This is a genomic window from Pseudomonadota bacterium, assembly GCA_023229365.1.
Lineage (GTDB): Bacteria > Myxococcota_A > Polyangia > JAAYKL01 > JAAYKL01 > JALNZK01.
On the sequence record JALNZK010000111.1, the window covers coordinates 1 to 17,558 of the forward strand.

At 70.6% G+C, this 17,558-nt stretch carries 17 protein-coding genes; 12 read left to right on the forward strand and 5 right to left on the reverse strand.

The features are described 5' to 3' along the window. The 6 genes from M0R80_25490 to M0R80_25515 all read left to right on the forward strand — a co-directional run. Positions 1-1,415, forward strand: a 1,415-nt coding sequence (locus M0R80_25490) for a right-handed parallel beta-helix repeat-containing protein (protein ID MCK9462990.1), incomplete at its 5' end; no start/stop codon positions are given. A gap of 16 nt (positions 1,416-1,431) precedes the next feature. Beyond that, positions 1,432-3,069, forward strand: a complete 1,638-nt coding sequence (gene pgm, locus M0R80_25495; GenBank protein MCK9462991.1) for a phosphoglucomutase (alpha-D-glucose-1,6-bisphosphate-dependent) — start codon at positions 1,432-1,434, stop codon at positions 3,067-3,069. A gap of 106 nt (positions 3,070-3,175) precedes the next feature. Beyond that, on the forward strand, positions 3,176-3,820 hold the full coding sequence (locus tag M0R80_25500) for a hypothetical protein (GenBank protein ID MCK9462992.1): 645 nt from the start codon (positions 3,176-3,178) through the stop codon (positions 3,818-3,820). A gap of 13 nt (positions 3,821-3,833) precedes the next feature. Next, the gene (coaE, locus tag M0R80_25505) at positions 3,834-4,463 is read left to right on the forward strand and encodes a dephospho-CoA kinase (GenBank protein MCK9462993.1); all 630 of its coding nucleotides are present in this window, start codon (positions 3,834-3,836) and stop codon (positions 4,461-4,463) included. A gap of 41 nt (positions 4,464-4,504) precedes the next feature. Beyond that, positions 4,505-4,972, forward strand: a complete 468-nt coding sequence (locus tag M0R80_25510) for a YbjN domain-containing protein (GenBank protein MCK9462994.1) — start codon at positions 4,505-4,507, stop codon at positions 4,970-4,972. Positions 4,973-5,096: 124 nt separating this feature from the next. Then, positions 5,097-5,969: a UbiA family prenyltransferase gene (locus M0R80_25515; protein MCK9462995.1), complete on the forward strand. Its 873-nt coding sequence runs from the start codon at positions 5,097-5,099 to the stop codon at positions 5,967-5,969. Positions 5,970-5,993: 24 nt separating this feature from the next. Here M0R80_25515 and M0R80_25520 read toward each other — a convergent pair whose 3' ends face one another. Next, positions 5,994-6,212 (reverse strand): hypothetical protein, encoded by a 219-nt coding sequence (locus M0R80_25520; protein ID MCK9462996.1) that lies wholly within the window; start codon positions 6,210-6,212, stop codon positions 5,994-5,996. A gap of 161 nt (positions 6,213-6,373) precedes the next feature. On the opposite strand from M0R80_25520, the gene M0R80_25525 reads away from it, so the two are divergent. The 4 genes from M0R80_25525 to rimI all read left to right on the forward strand — a co-directional run bounded on the left by M0R80_25525 (position 6,374) and on the right by rimI (position 9,110). Next, on the forward strand, positions 6,374-7,063 hold the full coding sequence (locus M0R80_25525) for a response regulator transcription factor (GenBank protein MCK9462997.1): 690 nt from the start codon (positions 6,374-6,376) through the stop codon (positions 7,061-7,063). A gap of 129 nt (positions 7,064-7,192) precedes the next feature. Then, on the forward strand, positions 7,193-7,963 hold the full coding sequence (locus tag M0R80_25530; GenBank protein MCK9462998.1) for a UPF0158 family protein: 771 nt from the start codon (positions 7,193-7,195) through the stop codon (positions 7,961-7,963). A 5-nt stretch (positions 7,964-7,968) separates the two neighbouring features. Further along, on the forward strand, positions 7,969-8,649 hold the full coding sequence (locus tag M0R80_25535) for a hypothetical protein (protein ID MCK9462999.1): 681 nt from the start codon (positions 7,969-7,971) through the stop codon (positions 8,647-8,649). Next, complete coding sequence (gene rimI, locus M0R80_25540) at positions 8,646-9,110, forward strand: ribosomal protein S18-alanine N-acetyltransferase (GenBank protein MCK9463000.1); 465 nt, start codon at positions 8,646-8,648, stop codon at positions 9,108-9,110. Before M0R80_25535 ends, rimI begins: the two co-directional genes overlap by 4 nt. Positions 9,111-9,148: 38 nt before the next feature. On the opposite strand, the gene M0R80_25545 is transcribed toward rimI, so the two are convergent. Further along, entirely contained in the window at positions 9,149-9,652 is a 504-nt protein-coding gene (locus M0R80_25545) for a histidine phosphatase family protein (GenBank protein ID MCK9463001.1), read from the reverse strand. A 109-nt stretch (positions 9,653-9,761) separates the two neighbouring features. On the opposite strand from M0R80_25545, the gene M0R80_25550 reads away from it, so the two are divergent. Further along, complete coding sequence (locus M0R80_25550; GenBank protein MCK9463002.1) at positions 9,762-12,401, forward strand: hypothetical protein; 2,640 nt, start codon at positions 9,762-9,764, stop codon at positions 12,399-12,401. A 14-nt stretch (positions 12,402-12,415) separates the two neighbouring features. Next, positions 12,416-14,146: an alpha/beta hydrolase gene (locus M0R80_25555; GenBank protein ID MCK9463003.1), complete on the forward strand. Its 1,731-nt coding sequence runs from the start codon at positions 12,416-12,418 to the stop codon at positions 14,144-14,146. A 9-nt stretch (positions 14,147-14,155) separates the two neighbouring features. Here M0R80_25555 and M0R80_25560 read toward each other — a convergent pair whose 3' ends face one another. The 3 genes from M0R80_25560 to M0R80_25570 are packed head-to-tail and all read right to left on the reverse strand — an operon-like array spanning position 14,156 to position 17,432. Next, positions 14,156-15,472 (reverse strand): hypothetical protein, encoded by a 1,317-nt coding sequence (locus M0R80_25560; protein MCK9463004.1) that lies wholly within the window; start codon positions 15,470-15,472, stop codon positions 14,156-14,158. Position 15,473: 1 nt separating this feature from the next. Next, positions 15,474-17,000, reverse strand: a complete 1,527-nt coding sequence (locus tag M0R80_25565; protein ID MCK9463005.1) for a hypothetical protein — start codon at positions 16,998-17,000, stop codon at positions 15,474-15,476. A 42-nt stretch (positions 17,001-17,042) separates the two neighbouring features. Then, on the reverse strand, positions 17,043-17,432 hold the full coding sequence (locus M0R80_25570; GenBank protein MCK9463006.1) for a hypothetical protein: 390 nt from the start codon (positions 17,430-17,432) through the stop codon (positions 17,043-17,045). Positions 17,433-17,558: the final 126 nt, after the last annotated feature.

The window sequence follows — 17,558 nt, forward strand, 5'->3', positions numbered from 1 at the left end:
TCGTGGACGCGGCCCTCGCCGACTCCGGCGACGGCCTGACGTGGAGCACGGCCTACACGACGATCCAGGCCGGGATCTACTCGGCCGGCAGCGCGGTGACCGCGGTCGGCGGGCCCGAGTACTGCCACGTCTGGGTGAAGGCCGGCACGTACGCGCCGACCGAGGGGAGCGGCGACAACGCGACGGTGCTGCTCGTGGACGGGGTCCGCGTCTACGGCGGCTTCTCGGATACCGCGCTCCTTTGGGCGGATCGCGATCCCGCGGGGAACCTCACGACGGTCGACGGCGCCGGCGTGTACCACGTGGTCACGGGCGCCGACGGCGCGGTGATCAACGGTTTCGTCATCACCGGCGGCAACACCCAGTCGGCCGGTGGCGGGATCGACGGCGCGGGCATGTACAACCTCGACGCGTCGCCGCGGGTCGAGGAGTGCACGTTCAACGACAACTACTCAGAGAGCGACGGCGGCGGGATGTACAACGCGGGCGCGGCCGCGCCGGTGATCGTCGGCTGCACCTTCACCGGGAACACCGCGGAGTCGAACGGCGCCGCGATCGCGAACACGGGCACGAGCGCGCCGACGATCGAGGACTGCCTGTTCGAGGACAACGAGGCGGCCAGCGGGATGGGCACCGGCAACGGCGGAGCGATCTCCGGGTCGACCTCGGCCGTCGTCGCGATCTCGAGGTGTACGTTCCGGAACAACCTGGCCGTCGAGCACGGCGGCGCGATCTATTTCAACGCGGCGACCGGCTCCGTGTCGGTCGTCGATTCGACGTTCGAAGGCAACGCGCTCCAGTTCGGCGGCGGCGCGAACGACGGCGGCGCCGTGTACGTGAGCGGATCGACCGCGACGATCGAGCGCTGCGTGCTCTCGGGCAGCGGCGCGCCGAACGGCGGGCGAGGCGGCGGGTTGTACGCGGCCAACTCGATAACCACGGTCGTGAACACCGCGTTCCTGCAGAACACGGTGGGCTCCGGGACCGGCGGCAACTACGGCGGCGCGATCTACGCGACCGGCGGCACGATGACGATCACGAACTGCACGCTGTACGGGAACGCGGCGACGACCAGCGCCGAGAACCTGGGCGGCGGCATTTATCTGTCGAGTTCTGCGAACGTCGACAGCCAGAACACCATCATCTGGGGGAATACACCTCAAGGGATCTACGTGGTGGCCGGCGGGAGCTGCTCGAACGTGTACAGCGATCTCCAGGACGGCGCGGGCAACCCCGACTACAACAACATCAGCGAGGATCCCGTCTTCGTCGGCGGCTCGCCCTACGATCTTCACCTCCAAGGGACGTCGCCCTGCATCGACGAGGGGACCGCGGCCGGCGCCCCGGCGGTCGACCTCGACGGGGATCCGCGCCCGACGGGCGACGGGTACGACATGGGCGCCTACGAATTCTGAACCGCCGGAGGAGGCCATGACCGTGCACCCGCTCGCAGGCAAGCTTGCGCCGGCGTCGCTGCTCGTCGACGTCCCGGCGCTCGTCACCGCGTACTTCGCGGTGCGCCCCGATCCCGCCGCGCCCGAGCAGCGCGTGGCGTTCGGCACGTCCGGGCACCGCGGCGTGTCGACGAAGGGCTCCTTCAACGAGGCGCACGTCCTCGCCGTGACCCAGGCGGTGTGCGAGCACCGGCGGGCCGCCGGGATCGACGGGCCGCTGTTCCTCGGCGCCGATACCCACGCCCTGTCGTCCGCGGCGCGCGTCACGGCGCTCGAGGTGCTCGCGGCGAACGGCGTCGAGGTCGTGATCCAGGCGGGCGGCGGCTTCACGCCCACGCCGGCGATCTCGCACGCGGTGCTCGTCCACAACCGGGGCCGGACGGCGGGGCTCGCGGACGGGATCGTGATCACGCCGTCGCACAACCCGCCCGATAACGGCGGGTTCAAGTACAACCCGCCCCACGGGGGGCCCGCCGACACGGACGTCACCGAGGCCGTCGAGCGGCGCGCCAACGGGCTGCTCGAGGGCGGCCTCGAGGGCGTCCGCCGAATTCCGTACCAGCGCGCCCGGGCCGCCGCGTCCACGCACGAGCACGACTACGTCGCGGCGTACGTGGCGGAGCTCGGCGACGTCGTCGACATGGACGCGATCCGCGCGTCCGGCGTCCGCCTCGGCGTCGACCCGATGGGCGGCGCGGCGGTCGCGTACTTCGAGCCCGTCGCGGCGCGCTACGGCGTCGATCTTCGGGTCGTCAACGATCGCGTGGATCCGACGTTCTCGTTCATGACCGTGGACCGCGACGGGAAGATCCGGATGGACTGCTCGTCCCCCAACGCCATGGCGTCGCTCATCGCGATGAAGGACGACTTCGACGTCGCCTTCGGCAACGATCCGGACGCGGATCGGCACGGGATCGTGACGCCGCGCGGCCTCATGAACCCGAACCACTACCTCTCGGCGGCGATCTCGTACCTCTTCGGCAACCGCCCGGGCTGGCCCGAGGGCGCCGCGATCGGCAAGACGCTCGTGAGCAGCGCCATGATCGACCGCGTCGGCGCGCGGGCGGGCCGCGCCGTGGTCGAGGTGCCGGTGGGGTTCAAGTGGTTCGTCGACGGGCTCGTGCGCGGCGCGTTCGGCTTCGCCGGCGAGGAGAGCGCGGGCGCGGCGTTCCTCCGACGCGACGGGACGGTGTGGACCACCGACAAGGACGGGCTCATCCTCGGGCTGCTCGCGGCCGAGATCACGGCGAAGCTCGGGCGGGACCCGGCGGAGCTGTACGCGCGGCTCGCGCGGGAGCTCGGCGAGCCGGTCTACGAGCGGATCGACGCGGCCGCGACGCCCGCGCAGAAGAAGGCGCTCCAGTCGCTCTCGCCCGACGCGGTGACCGCCCGCGAGCTCGCGGGCGAGCCGATCCTGGAGAAGCTGACGCGCGCCCCGGGCAACGGCGCCGGGATCGGGGGGCTCAAGGTGACGGCGAAGAACGGCTGGTTCGCGGCGCGGCCGTCCGGCACCGAGGACGTGTACAAGATCTACGCGGAGAGCTTCCTCGGGACGGAGCACCTGCGGCGGATCCAGGAGGAGGCGAGGGAGATCGTCGCCGGAGCCATGAGATGAATGGGAGTCATGGGGTCGGGATTCGCATTCTTCGCATTCTTCGCATTCTTCTCATTCTTCCCATTTTTGGTAGACTCCACCCAATTTCGACGACGAGGAGGTACTCATGAAGACCCGAATCACTTGTGCTGTGTGTTGCGTGGCCGTCCTGTTCGCGCTCGGCTGCGGGGCCGGGGGCGGCCAGAAATCGACCACCGTGGAGATCTCTCCGCGGCCCATGCCCGAGGGCGGCAACTTCGACGGCGTGTTCCAGTCGCCGGCGTACGGCCGGATGGAGATCACCGTGCAGGGCGCGAACGCCGTGTGCCTGTACGAGGGCGAGCGCCACTACGGCAAGATCGAGGGGACGATCAGCGGCGACGTGCTGGCCTTCACGTGGACCCAGTGGAAGCAGGATCTCCAGGGCAAGGAGCGCTCGAGCACGGGGCACGGGTACTTCCGGTACGTCATCGAAGAGGAGAAGACCACCACCTCCTCCAAGCACGTGCATCGGCTCGTCGGCGAGTGGGGGTACGACGCGGACAACGCGGGCAACCCGTGGAAGGCGGTGAAGCTCGAGCGCGCGAAGAAGCAGCTCAAGCCGCACGAGAACGAGGAGATGGGGATGGGCGAGGACATGTCGCAGTCCGCCGGCTTCGACGCCGTGGCGGGCGAGGACTCGGTCGAGATGACTCCGGGCGCGGAGCCCGAGACCAAGGCCCCCACCATGCAGAAGGACGCGCCCGCCGAGGGCCTCGACAACCTGTTCTAGAGCCCCCCGCCGCATGGACGATCGACTCAAGGTGGTTGGCCTGACGGGTGGCATCGCCTCGGGCAAGAGCTCTGCCGCGCGGATGATGCGGAGGCTCGGGCTACCGGTGATCGACGCGGACGGCCTCGCGCACATGACGCTCGAGCAGGACGGCGAGGCGTATCGGCCCGTGCTCGAGGCGTTCGGGGCGGGCGTCCTCGGCGACGACGGCGTGGCGATCGACAGGCAGCGGCTCGGCCGGGTCGTATTCGACGACCCCGCCCGGCGCGCGGAGCTCGAGGCGATCACGCACCCGGCGATCTCGCGGCTCGCGCAGCGGGCGATCGACCTCGTCGAGGAGCGCGGCGAACGGCTCGCGATCTACGAGGCGGCGCTGCTCGTCGAGACCGGGATGCACAAGGGGCTCGCGGCGCTGATCGTCGTGTCGTGCCCGCTCGCCGCCCAGCTCGAGCGGCTCGTCGCGCGCGAGGGGTTCTCCAGGGCCGCCGCCGCGGCGCGCATCGCGTCCCAGCTGCCGCTCGAGGAGAAGGTCGCGGTCGCCGACTACGTCATCGACAACGGCGGCGAGCTCGTGGATCTGGAGGCGCGCGTCGCCGAGGTGTGCGCCGAGCTCCGCGGGCGTTTCACGGCCGGCGAGAGGTGATATGGTTGGGGCGGGGCTGCCCCGGAAGGAGGTCGCGGACGATGACCGACGGCAACGAATTCGTGGACCGCGAGACCGGGCGGGCGTTCGCCGACGCCCGCGGGCTCGTGGACGCTTTCATCGCGCGCTTCTCGGCGAAGGTCTCCGAGGCGCGGGGCGCCGCGATCGCCTTCGATCCGCTCGACGCGGACGGCTACACGTGCCTGAGCCGCGGCTCGGCGACGATCGGCATCAACGTCCTCGCCGAGCAGGGGACCCTCCTGTTCCTCTCGCGCGTCATCAAGGTCCCGGCCGAGAAGAGGGAGGAGCTCTACCGCTTCGTCCTCGAGCTCAACTACACCGCCACCTCGGACGCCGCGTTCGCGATCGAGCGGGACACGGACACCGTGTGCCTGCGGGCCATGCGGTCGCTCGCGGGCCTCGACTACGACGAGTTCGAGGACATGCTGCACTCGATCGCGGCGGTCGCCGACGAGTGGGACGACGAGCTCCGGGAACGCTTCTCCTGATCCGCGGGTTCGCTCCGCCGCGCGCCTCACCTTCACGGCCGAGCTTACGGGGCTCCCCGTCCGGTTGATCGTCCGGTGACGAAAAGGGTTGAGCGCGCCCGCGCGGGAAGATAGATCTCGGACGATGACGGCCGCCCTGAAGATCCTCGTCGACGTCGCGGTCTTCCGCCTCAAGAAGCTCGAGATGGCGAACCTGATCACCGCGGGCGCGGTCATGGTGGCGCTCGGCCTCGCGTGGGCCGACATGGCCGTCCGGTTCGGGTTCGGGCTGCTGCTCAACCTGCTCGCGTACCTCTCGAACGACTACTTCGACGTGGACCAGGACCTCGAGTCGCCGAACAAGGACCGCGCGAAGTGCCGCTTCCTCAAGGATCACATGGGCGCCGCGCTCGGCGCGCAAGTAGGGCTCGCGGTCTTCCTCGCGCTCGTCGCGATCGCCTGGAGCCCGGATCTGCTCGTCCCGCTCGTGCTCGGCGCCGGCATCTGCTGGATCTACTCGTGGAAGCTCAAGCGCGTGCCGTATATCGATGTCATCTCGATGATCGTCTGGGGCATGACGATGTCGATGGTCGGCCTGCCGCTCGACCGCGCGCTCGGGTGGCTGCTCGTCTGCCAAGCCGCCCTGTTCTCGGCCTGCTTCGAGTCGATCCAGGTGATCCGCGATCACGACGAGGATCTCGCCGAGGGCGTGCGCACGACCGCCGTGCGGCTCGGGATCCCCGCGACGCGGGTCCTGCTCCGCGCCTTCATGATCGTCTCCGCGGCGTACGCGGCGCTCTTCCTGCACCGCTGGATAGGGCTCGCGCTGCTCGCGTGCCTCTTCCTCCCGCTCGATCCGAAGCGGGCGGACGTCTACTGGACCCGGCAGCGGTTCATCATGGGGATCGTCTTCGTCGCGATGATCGGCTGGATCTGGTGGACCGGGAGCGGCGACGGCTGGCTCCTCGCGATCGATCGCGGCGCGACGATCGACCGCCTGTCCGGACTCGTGCGCTGAGCGGCGGGCGCGACGGCTCGGCGGCTAGTGGCAGCCCGCGCCCTTGCAGGACTCGTTCGCCTTGTACTTCGCGTAGTCCTTGCCCGCCTTCGGGATGCCGGCCTTCGTGTGGCAGTACGCGCAGTTGACGATCTCGTCGCCCTTCTTCTTGCCCTTGTGCTTGTTGTTCAGCGGCACGTCGGCGAGCGCGGCGCCCCCGATGAACATCGAGATGACCGCGAGTGTCAGGATCAGCTTCTTCATGCGCCCACCCTCCTCGTCGGCGCCCGCGGGGCGCCTGAGCTTGGGACTCGACCTCACAGGAATATATTTAGATTCCCGGTTCGCGCGAGCCCAAAACGGCGCGGGGCCTCCCGTTTCGGGAATGGGTGGACCGGGCCGACCGTCTTTGCTAGCTTTTCGCCGTGGCCGCGAAGCGAAAGATCCTGATCATCGAGGACGAGAAGGACATCGCCCTCGGCCTGCGGGACGCGTTCGAGTTCGAGGGCTGGACCGTGGAGACGGCCGAGCGGGGCGCCGAGGGGATCGAGCTCGCCAAGAAGGTCGAGCCGGATCTCTTCATCCTCGACCTCATGCTCCCGGACATGAACGGCTTCCAGGTCTGCGCCGCGGTCCGCGAGCGCTACCGGACGACTCCGATCCTCATCCTGTCCGCGCGCTCCCAGGAGAACGACGTCATCCGCGGGCTCGAGACCGGCGCCGACGACTACGTCACGAAGCCGTTCTCCATCGGCGAGCTGCTCGCCCGGGTGCGCGCGATCTTCCGCCGCGCCGATCGCGCGGGCGCCAGGAAGTCGGTCACGATCGCCGTCGGCGACGCCGCGGTGAACGTGGGGACGCACACGGCGAAGGTGCGCGGGAGCGAGGTCGACCTCGGGTTCTACGCCACGGCGATCTTGCAGCTGCTCGACGAGCACCGCGGCGAGCCGGTCACGCGCGACGACATCCTCGACGCGGTCTGGGGAATGGACGCGAACCCGACGAACCGCACCGTCGACAACTTCATCATGAAGCTGCGGCGCAAGCTCGAGGCCGATCCGGCGCAGCCGCGCCACATCCTCACGGTCTACGGCCAGGGCTACAAGCTGATCTGAAGCTCGCCGGATTGTCAGGAACCGAAAGAAGGTCTAGAGTTCAGCGCTTTGGGCGATCCCGGCTCACGGGCGGTGCGGCCGGGGTGATCGAACGATTGACCTTGATGATCTAGAGACGGGAGCGAGCAAATGACAGACTTCGAGAACGACGGGGCTTACGTCGCGGCGGACGGGAACGACGACTACGATCCGACCTTGGACGATCCCAAGAGCGAAGAGGAGGGCGAGGAGGAGAGGCCGGCCGTGCCAGCGTTCCAGGCGGCCGGAGATCCGACGCGGGTCTCCATCGACTGGGTCGAGCTCGAGGGCGCCCTCGAGAACAACTCCCCGGAGCTGCACTCCTTCCTCAACAAGGCGACCGGCGACGTCGTGCGGATCTTCCGCGGCAGCGAGGGCGCCGAGCAGAGGCTGCGCGAGGTCGAGGACGACCCCGACTACCTGTACATCGAGCCGATCTCGTCGCGCGAGCAGTACAGGTGGATGGAGGAGTTCATCGAGGCGACCGAGGAGCCGAACCTCAAGGACAAGCTGAACATCGCCATCGACGGCAAGGGCGCGTTCCGCAGGTTCAAGGACGTGCTCGTCGGCTACCCCGAGGAGCGCGAGCGCTGGTTCGCGAAGCGCGCCGTGAAGCTCCGCTCCCACATCACCGAGTGGCTGACCGCCAAGAACATCGAGCCGCTCAACATCCCGCCGTGGGACGAGGAGGGCGCGCCGCTGGCCGCGGACGGCCACGCCGAGCCGGGCCGGGAGTGGGTCCGCGAGGGCGCGACGGATCTGCGTCAGGTCGCCCACGACCTCGTGGACCTCGTGCCGTCGAGGGAGCTGCCCACCGCGGTCGCGTTCCTCGAGTTCCTGCGCAGCCGCCGGGGCTTCAGGCGACCGCGCTACGGCGCTTGAGAGCCGTGCCCGCCGCGCGCCCGGGTCGCACGCCCCTCGCGGCCGCCGCGCTCTGCCTCGCGGCTGTCGTCGCCGCGACCCCCGCTCGGACGCAACCCGCCGGGGTCGACGGCATCGTCGCGCTCGTCGGATCGGCGCCCGGCGACGAGGGCGCGGCGACGCCCCTGCTCGCGAGCGACGTCGCGCTCCACGCCGCGCTCGCGTCCCTCCTGCGCGGCGCCCCGGCGGGCGCCCCGCCGAGCGGCGAGGAGTTCGCGGCGGCAGGCCGGCAGGCGATCCTGCTCTCGCTCCTCGTCCGGGACGCGCACCAGAGCGGCGAGGAGATCGAGCCCGCCGCGCAGGCGCGGGTCCTGGAAACCGTGACCGCGAACGCGGGCGGGGAGGGCGCGTTCGCCGCTCTGCTCGCCTCCCTCGGCGCGGCCGCGGACGACGCCTCGGCCTGGGCCGGCGACGTGGCGCTCGCCGCCGCCCAGCTCGCCTACATGCGCGAGCAGATCGAGCCGCCGTCCGACAAGGAGGTGCAGCGCCGCTTCGCCGCGCAGGACCACCCCTTCGTCGGCCGCGAGCTCAAGGAGGTCAGGGGCCGGCTGCGCGAGCTCATGATGTCCGAGCAGCTCGCCGCCGCGCTCGGCGCGCTGTTCGTCCAGGCGCTGCGCGACGGATCCGTGCGAATCGTGCGGCCATGACGGCGATCTCGATCCGCCGCGCCGCGCTCGCGGACCTGGACGCGATCATGGCGATCGAGGAGGCGTCGTTCACCACGCCGTGGCCGCTCGACGCGATGCGCGACGAGATCCTGAAGAACGAGTGGTCGGCCGTGACGGTCGCGGAGCTGGACGGACGCATCGCGGGGTTCGCGGTGTGCTGGACCGTCGCCGACGAGCGCCACCTGCAGAACCTCGCGACCGCCCCCGAGCTCCGGCGGGGCGGGGTGGGCGACGCCCTCGTGCGGCGGATCGTCGACGACGGAAAGCGGGGCGGCGCGCAGTTCGTCATCCTCGAGGTCCGCGCGTCGAACGAGGCCGCGAAGGCGCTCTACGCGCGGTTCGGCTTCCAGGAGATCGGCCTGCGGAAGGGCTACTACCAGGACAGCGGCGAGGACGCGATCGTCATGGTGCTCGCGCTGAGGGAGGGGGAGGGCTGGTAGCGCCGCCGGCGCCGAGCCGGATCACGTGCCGCGCCGGATTATTCCCCGAACCGCTTGCGCTCCATTGTCGCGGTGCCGTCGGGCGCGAGCGTGACGACGAAGAGATCGCCGAAGTCGCTCTCGCCGAGGGTCACGGGCTCGGCCACGCCGAGCGCCTCGAGGATCTCTGGCACGGTATTCGAGTGGCCGACGACGAGGACGCCGCCCCTTGCCGCGCTCCGGATCTTCGCGACGAGCCCGGCGACGTCGTTCGGCGCGTACTCGATCACCTCGAGCCCTGCGGCCGCGGCGGACGGCGCGGCCGTGCCCTTCGTGCGGGCGTACGGCGTCGAGTAGACGGCGACGAGCGACGCGACGTCGATCTCTCGGGCGAGCGCCGCGGTGCGGAGCGTCCCCTGTTCGGCGAGCGGCGGATCCTCGGGCGCATCGGCCGACACCGCCTTCTCCGCGTGGCGCACGACGTAGACGGTTCTCGCCGTGCCGCCGCATCCGACGAGCAAGAGCGCGAGCGCGAGCGAAGCGAAACGACGGTTGATCCGCATGTTGCCTCCTCCTCCCCTTCTACAACCGATCGTCGGGATCGCGATAGCCTGCCGGCGTCCCGGATCTTTCCCGGAAGGGAGAGGCCTGATAAGTTGCAGGCCGCGATCCATGTCGATACGCCCGCACCACCGCACCCGTCTCGCCGCCGTCGCGGTCGTCGCGATCGTCGCCGCGGGCGCGGGCGCGCTGCGGTTCGAGGACGTGGACCCGGCGGCGCCGCTCGCTTCGCAGATAGGCTCGGCGACCGGGCTCAGCGTGCGGCCCGCGTCGCTCGTCTGGGTGGGCGAGGCGCCGGCCGGAGATCTCGGGTCGGTGGCCGCGGCGCGCGAGATCGTCTTCCTCGCGTCGAGGGATCCCGCGGGCGCGGCGGATCTGTACCGCGCCGAGCTGCGCGTCGCGCCCGGGCCGCGGATCGTCGGGGCGGGCGGGCTGCGCAACCTCACCGAGTCGCCCGACGGCGACGACTTCGCGATCGCCGCGTCGTGGCCGCACATCGCCATCGCCACGCGCGCGCTCGACCAGGTCCGGTCGATCACGGTCTTCGACGTCCGCGGCCAGAGCCTCCCGCGCGACGGCTCGTGGGGCCCGCTCGAGCGCGGCCTCGGGCGGCTCACGGACCTCCAGCGCACCGGGAGGGTTTCGGGATTCGCCCGCACGAGCGTCCGGTTCGAGCGGCCGCCGAGCGCGGTCGATCTCTCGTTCGCCGCGAGCGCGACGAAGCCGTCGCTCCTTCTCGAGTGGGCGGATCGCGCCGGGCAGCGGCGGCTCGCGAGCGTCGACCTCGGCGCCGGCCGGACGGGTTCGAAGGAGATCGACGTCTCGACGGAGATGCGGCTGCCCAAGCGGCCGATCCTGTGGCTCGTCGACACGGTCCGGGCCGTGTGGTGGATCGGGCCCGGGCCGATCGAGTGGGTCGAGGGACGGTTCTTCGCGCTCAAGGACCGCGCCCACCGCCTCCGCTACTCCGTGTTCGGCGACGACGAGGGCGAGACCGACGGGATCGCTGCGGGCGACGATCCGGGCGCGGGCGTCAGCGCCGCGGCCGCGCTGCCGGACCACCCGCCGGGGCTCGAGATCGGCGCGGACAGGGCGCGCATCGACTGGCCACCCAAGCCCCTGGATCCGCCCGTCTTCAAGAGCCGCAAGCGCGGCGAGGGCGAGTGGGCGCCGGCGGTGCCGGAGTTCGTGCGCACGCTGCCCGGTGCCCCGCCGTCGGTCTACCGCACGTTCGTGCGCAGCGACGTGGAGCGGCCGTACGTCCGCGTCGAGCTGCTCGCCATGGACATGCGACAGCTCGATCTCCACATGGTCGGCGGCCAGGAGGATCCCCGCCCCACCACCGGCACGACCGGCACCGGCGAGATCCCGCGCGACCGCGAGATCCTCGACAGGCTCGTCGCGGCGTTCAACGGCGCGTTCAAGACCGAGCACGGCGCCTACGGCATGATGGTCGAGCGCAACGTGCTCCTGCCGCCCCAGGACGAGGCCGCGACGGTCGCGTCCTACGCCGACGGCAGCGTCGCCATGGGGTCGTGGCCCAAGGGCGCCCCGATCCCGCAGGAGATGGTCTCGTACCGCCAGAACATGGATCCGCTCGTGGAGGACGGCGTCGTGAACCCGCGGCGGCGGCGGCTGTGGGGGTTCACGCTCGGCGCCGATCTGTCGAACATGAACACGATCCGGTCCGGTCTCTGCCTGACCGCGGACGGGACGATGATCTACGCGTGGGGCGACGAGCTCACGGCCAAGACGCTCGGCGTCGCGATGAACGCCGCGGGCTGTGTGTACGGCATCCACCTGGACATGAACCCGTACCACACGGCCTACCTCTTCTACAGGTTCAAGGAGCTCGACGAGGACGTCGAGCGGCCTGAGTTCGAGGCGAAGCTCGTGTTCCCGGCGATGCTGTACTCCCCGTGGCGCTATGTGAACGGCGCGCCCAAGGACTTCTTCTTCGTGACGCTCAAGCGCGAGGCCCCGCCGGGAGAGGGGTGGAGCCCCGACGGGGTCGCCCAGCCCGCGCCGGCGTTCCTGCCGGCCGTCTTCCGGAAGAGAAGCGGTGCGCTGGCGCTCACCGCGTTCGACGTGTCGAGGCTGCGCGTCGCGCTCGCGGCCGGAGACGTGCCGGAGACGCTCGGCCTCGCGGCCCAGCCCGCCGCGGGATCGTCGGAGCTCGATCTCGCCGCGGAGATCGCCCTCGGCCGGTGGTCGGCGGATCGCGGGCAGATCGCCCACAGCGCGGTGGTGGCGGCGCCCGCGCGGGATTGCGCGTCGCTCGTCGTGCGCCGGGGGGCGGCGCCGGAGGTGGTCGCGTGGACCGGCGATCGCACGGCGGACGACGTCGTGCAGGGGGATTGGCTGATCCGCGGCGGCGCGGCGGGAGAGGGGAGCGGCGAGATCGTGGGCGTCGGCCCGTCGCCGGACGGGCGCTTCGTGTACGCGGCCGAGGGGCCGTTCGCGGAGGTCGCGGCGGCGCTCCAGGGCGCGGGCGTCGAGCAGGCCGTCGCGTTCCCCCGGGCCGAGGGGGCAAGGAGCGTGATCGTTCGCGGGGAGAGCGGCTGGGTCTCGGGCGGAGGGGACGCGCCGGCGTGCCGCGACGCGGCGAACGCGCGCCTGACGTTCGAGGCGGTCATCCGGCGGCCGGGCGCGCTCCGTGTGGGTGCGACCGCGCCGCCCATCGCCGCGGCGGGAGCCGAAGCCGATGCTCGCGGCACTCTGGTGGAGACGGAACGAAAACCGGATCGATGAAAAGGAGCACTCGAGTGACGCACGCGAAACGAATTCTCGTCGCGGTCCTGTTCGGGATCGCCTGGGCCGGCGGCGCCTGCAACTCGGGCGGCGGCGGCGACGCCGATGCGGGCGACGGCGACGGGGGTGCGGACGCCTCGACCGACGACGACCTCGCGTACCCGGTCACCGGCATTCCGGCCGAGTGGTTCCCCTGCTCGTTCATCGACGGCGAGGACGACGGGCTCGCCGAGTGCTCGTCCACGGCCATGCCGCTCTTCTGGGACGATCCCGGCGGCCAGACCGTCGAGATCTACGCCAAGCGCAGGCTCGCGGCGATCCAGCCCGCCGAGGCCCAGATGTGGTTCCTCCACGGGGGGCCGGGCGCCTCGGGCTGCGAGGGGCTGCCGCCGCTCATGGACAAGATCCAGGCGCTCTACCCGGAGCTCGACGTGTACACGATCGACCACCGCGGCGTGGGGGACTCGGATCGGCTGACCTGCCCGACCGAGTCGATGCAGGACGAGGAGGAGCTCGCCGAGTGCATCTCGTACATCCAGGACGAGTGGGGCGACGGGCTCGACGCGTACGGCACGTCGTTCTCGGCGGTGGACGTCGCGGCGTACGTCGAGGCGACCCGCGCCCCGGGCCAGAAGGTCTTCGTCTGGGGCGGCTCCTACGGCACCTACATCGCCCATCGCTACGTGGAGATCTTCCCGGAGCAGGCGGACGGGATCGTGCTCGAGGGGATCTGTCCGGCCGACTCCTCGTTCATCTGGAGCTCCGAGGAGTTCGACAAGGCGGGCAAGCGGCTCATGGCCCTGTGCGCGGACGACGCGTACTGCGGCGACAAGATGGGCAAGGACATCGTCGAGAGCGTGGAGGAGCTGTACCAGAGCCTCTACACGTACCACTGCCAGGAGGCCGGCGACGCCCGCTACTACGTGCCGTACATGGCGATGTACATGCTCTACTACCACCCCTACCACAACGCGGTGCCGGCGCTCCTGTACCGCGCGATGCGGTGCAACGACGAGGACGTCGACGCGCTGAACCACACCCTGTACATGCTGTTCGGTCCGGACTCCACGTTCATGGATCTCGGCGAGGGGTACTCGGACGTCCTGTACAAGCACGTCGTGTACTCCGAGATGTGGGCGCACCCCGACTTCCCCGACGAGCAGTCGCTCATGCAGTACTTCGCCGAGATCGAGTCCGAGGCGGTGTTCGGCACCGGCTCCGGGCAATACATGTACGAGGAATGGGAGGTGTGGCCGAGGTACGAGGACCCGACGTGGGACGACAAGTGGGCCGAGACCGCGACGCCGATGCTCATGCTGCAGGGCGTGCTCGATCCGGCGACGGGGTACGACCGGGCGATCGCGGTGGGCGAGCACTTCGACGGCCCGAACCAGACGTTCGTCGCGTTCCCGACCGCGGGGCACAACGTGTCGAGCGGCACGCCGGTCTCCGAGGATCCGGACGCGGTCCACTGCGGCCGCCGGCTGTTCGTCGACTTCATCAAGGACCCGACCGCCGCGCTCGACCTCTCCTGCGTCGATCAGGTGCTGCCCAACGACTTCGAGGGCGATCCGGCGCTCGCGGATCTCGTGTTCGGGACGAATCACCTCTGGGAGGACGCGTCGGGCAAGGGGCCCGCGGCGCCGGCGCCGCCCCCGGCCGAGTGGCTCGAGACGCTCGCCGAGCTCAGGAGCCGCATCCGCCGCGACATGCCGAACGCCGCCCGCGACCTCGGCCTCGAGTAGCCCGCCCGGTCACGCCTTCGCCGCCGGCAGGAACGCCTCGAGGATCCGCCGCGCCTCGTCCGCCCGGCCGCGCCGCACGAGGATGTCGATAGGGACGTACGGCCCGAACAGCTGCAGGAGCGTCCTGTGGTGCACCGCCCGCGCCACCGCGTCGATGCCGGCCGCGGCGAGCGCCTCGAGCGCCTCGTCGGCGGCGTAGGTCCTGTGCTCCGGCCAGACCGGCACCCAGTCGCCGGCCGCGCGCCAGGCCGCCCACTCGGTCCGGGCGTCGAGGACGACCGCGGTGACGATCGCGATCCCGAGGACGTCCAGCGCCGCGGCGCCGCCGAGAACGGAGGCGGCCACGAACCCGGCGGCGAGCAGCGCGGCGACGTAGGCGCTCGAGCGCCACGACGCGGCGAGCAGCTTCCCGCGCGCCAGCCCCGTCTCCCGCTCGAGGTCGGTCCCTTCGCCGAGCCGGCGCGCCCTGACCGCGGCCACGCGCAGCGGCTGGTGGAACACGAACGAGAACAGCACGGCGAGCCCCACCCCGATGAGCGCGGCGACGGCGAGCCACGGGATCCCGTCCGGCGACAGGATCCGTGCGATCCGCTCGGCCCCGGGGATCCCGAAGCCCGCGAGCGTCGCGGGGAGGGCGAGCACCGCGGCGGCCTCGGCGGCCGGGAGCGCGCCGGACGCCGGAGCCCGAAAACCCGAGCCCGCGGTTCGCCGCGCGGCTCGGACCGTCGCGTAGACGACGGAGGCCGCGCACGCCGCGAAGATCAGGATCGCGATCGGCCCGACGTCGCCAATGGCGCACCGCGAGACGGCGACCCTCCCCGAATCGAAGAGCTCCACGACGAGGCCGCCGGCGATGAGCGCGGAGAAGCCGTTCCCGAGCCCGTGGCGGCTCGCCGCCCCGGCGATGAGCGCGAGCAGCGACGTCCCGGCCGCGAGCGTGGCGACGGTGACGCCGTGCGCGAGGGCGCCGGGCGCGAGGTACAGCCCCGCGGACGCGAGGTACGTCGAGACGCCGATCGCCTGCACGGCCGAAGCGACGATCGCCACGATCGCCGTGGCGCGCCACATGCGGCGGCGGCCCTCGAAGCCGGAGACGCGGAGCCGCCGGCCGCGCCGGGTGACGAGGCAGGCGAGCTCGACCAGGATCGACGCGGTGATGAACGGCAGGATCCCGAGAGCCGCGATGCTCGTCGCCGGGGACGACGGGACGCCCATCGCCTTGAGGAGCTCGAGGTCGATCCCGGGGATCGGGATCAGGGCGAGCGCCGCCGCGGCGAAAGGCGCCGCGATCGTGATCGCGAGCCTGAGCGCGGGGCGCCCGGACATCTCAGAAAGACGCCTTGGCGCGGAAGAACGCGAGCGACGGGCCGGCGGCGGGCATCCCGAACTTGCCCTCTTCGTGGCCGAACAGGAAGTAGCTGCCGAGCGCGAGCTCGAGGCCGTCCATGGGCCGCGCCGTGATCGACGGGAACACGACGAGCGAGCCTATCGTGCCGTCGTTCGTCGCGCCGACCGCGAACGAGTCGACCCGGCCGTCGCCGTCCTCGTCGAGCTCGAGGTCGTCGTCCTCGTGCGGCACCTCGCCGATCACGGAGATCCGGATGAGGAGGCGCTCCTGGAGCAGCTTGAGATCGCCGTTGACCAGCCAGTAGTTCTGGATCGCCGACGCGCCGAACTCGTCGACGAAGCCGTGGATGAACTGCGCGGTGACGAACAGGTACTCGTTGATGGTGTAGTCCGCCCCGAGCGTGTACTTGACGAACGGCCGCTCCTCGACCGTATCGCCCGTGATCAGCTGGGCGCTGGACACGACCTCGGTGATGTCGAACACCATCCGCGTGCGCTCCGGGAAGACGAGCGCGCCCTCGAGCCAGAGCCCGGCGTCGTCGAGGAACGGGAGCTGCCCCGCGAGATCGAAACCGAGCACCTGCTTGCGCGGGTAGACGACCTTGACGTCCGTGTCCACGCCGAGGATCGGCGTGCCGTCCGCGGCGAAATCGCCCGTGTTTTCTGCGGTGGACATGCTCCTGACGGGCACCGGGATCGGGCTGAAGCCGCGGTAGTACGACAGCGACATGTCGAACAGCCCGACGAGCCAGCTCATGCGCACGCCGACCTGGCCGTTCGCGAGCGAGAACTCCGGCATGTCGGCGTTCACGTTCGGCTGGCGCACGTCGTAGTAGTCGAGGTTCTGCATGTACATGTTGCGGAACCGCTCGGCCGCGAGCCGCGTGCGGGGATCGGTGAACGGAAACATCGACATCGGATCGCCTATCGCGAGCAGCGAGGAGCCCGGCAGCTGCGCCGGCTCGAAGACGGGCACCCACACGGCGGTCATGATGAAGGTCGACGCGCCCGGGTTCCAGTCCACGCGCACCATCTGGTTGGCGACGAGCTCGCCGAACTTGAGCGGATCCTCCAAGTCCGGCGGGTTCAGGTTGCTCGTGGGGTTGAACATGTCGGCCGCGCCCCACTGCACGATCTGCCGCCCGACGCGCAGATCGACGTACGGGAGGATCTCGATCACCTCGAGGTACGCCGCCTGGCTCTCCAGGTAGAACGGCGAGACCGTCGCGCGCTGCGTCAGCCCCTCGAACTCCGTGTCCTGGGAGAAGCCCGTCCAGACGAACTCGACGTCGCCGACGAAGCGCAGCGCGTCCGGGATCAACGTGACGTTGAGATCGAGGCCGAGCGTGGTCTGGTTCCTCTGGATGGCGGGCTCGTCGACTCGGTCCACGGCGGCCCGCGTGTCGTTCTCGACGAACGCCCCCCAGTCGATCTCCACCTCTGCCCGGGCCGCGACGGCCGCGACGAACGCCGCGATCCCGAGCGTTCCTGCGATTCGCGCTCTCATGGGTGCGGACTATTGCAAGAAGGTCGGGTCCGGTCAACCGCGTCAGTAGCAGGTGTCGCAGGCCCAGACGAAGATGACGTACTGGCAGCAGTCGGTCGGCGGGCTGCACGCCCCGGCGATGCCGCACCGGCACCCGCCCAAGACGCACTGGTTCCCCACCTCGGTGGCGACGCAGTCGTTGCCGCACACGCCGCAGTTCGCGCCGTCGCTCAGTGGGTTGACGCAGACGTGGTCGCAGCACATGACGTTCGGCGCGGACGCGAGGCAGTCGACGTCTTCCGTGCACATGTACTCGGTGTCCGTATCCGCGTCGGTATCGGTATCGGTGTCGGTATCGGTGTCGGTATCGGTGTCGGTATCGGTATCGGTATCGGTGTCGGTGTCGGTGTCCGTATCCGTGTCGGTGTCCGTCGACGCCATCTCGCAGCACATGGTCCCTTCGGTCGTGGTAACTGTTTAGCGGCCATCCCGACGTGAAGCAGCCGGTCGGCTGCGGTTTCGAAAAAAGTGAAGGTGGATCGGATCGTGGCGGAGATCCCCCGTTCCAATCTTTCTCGC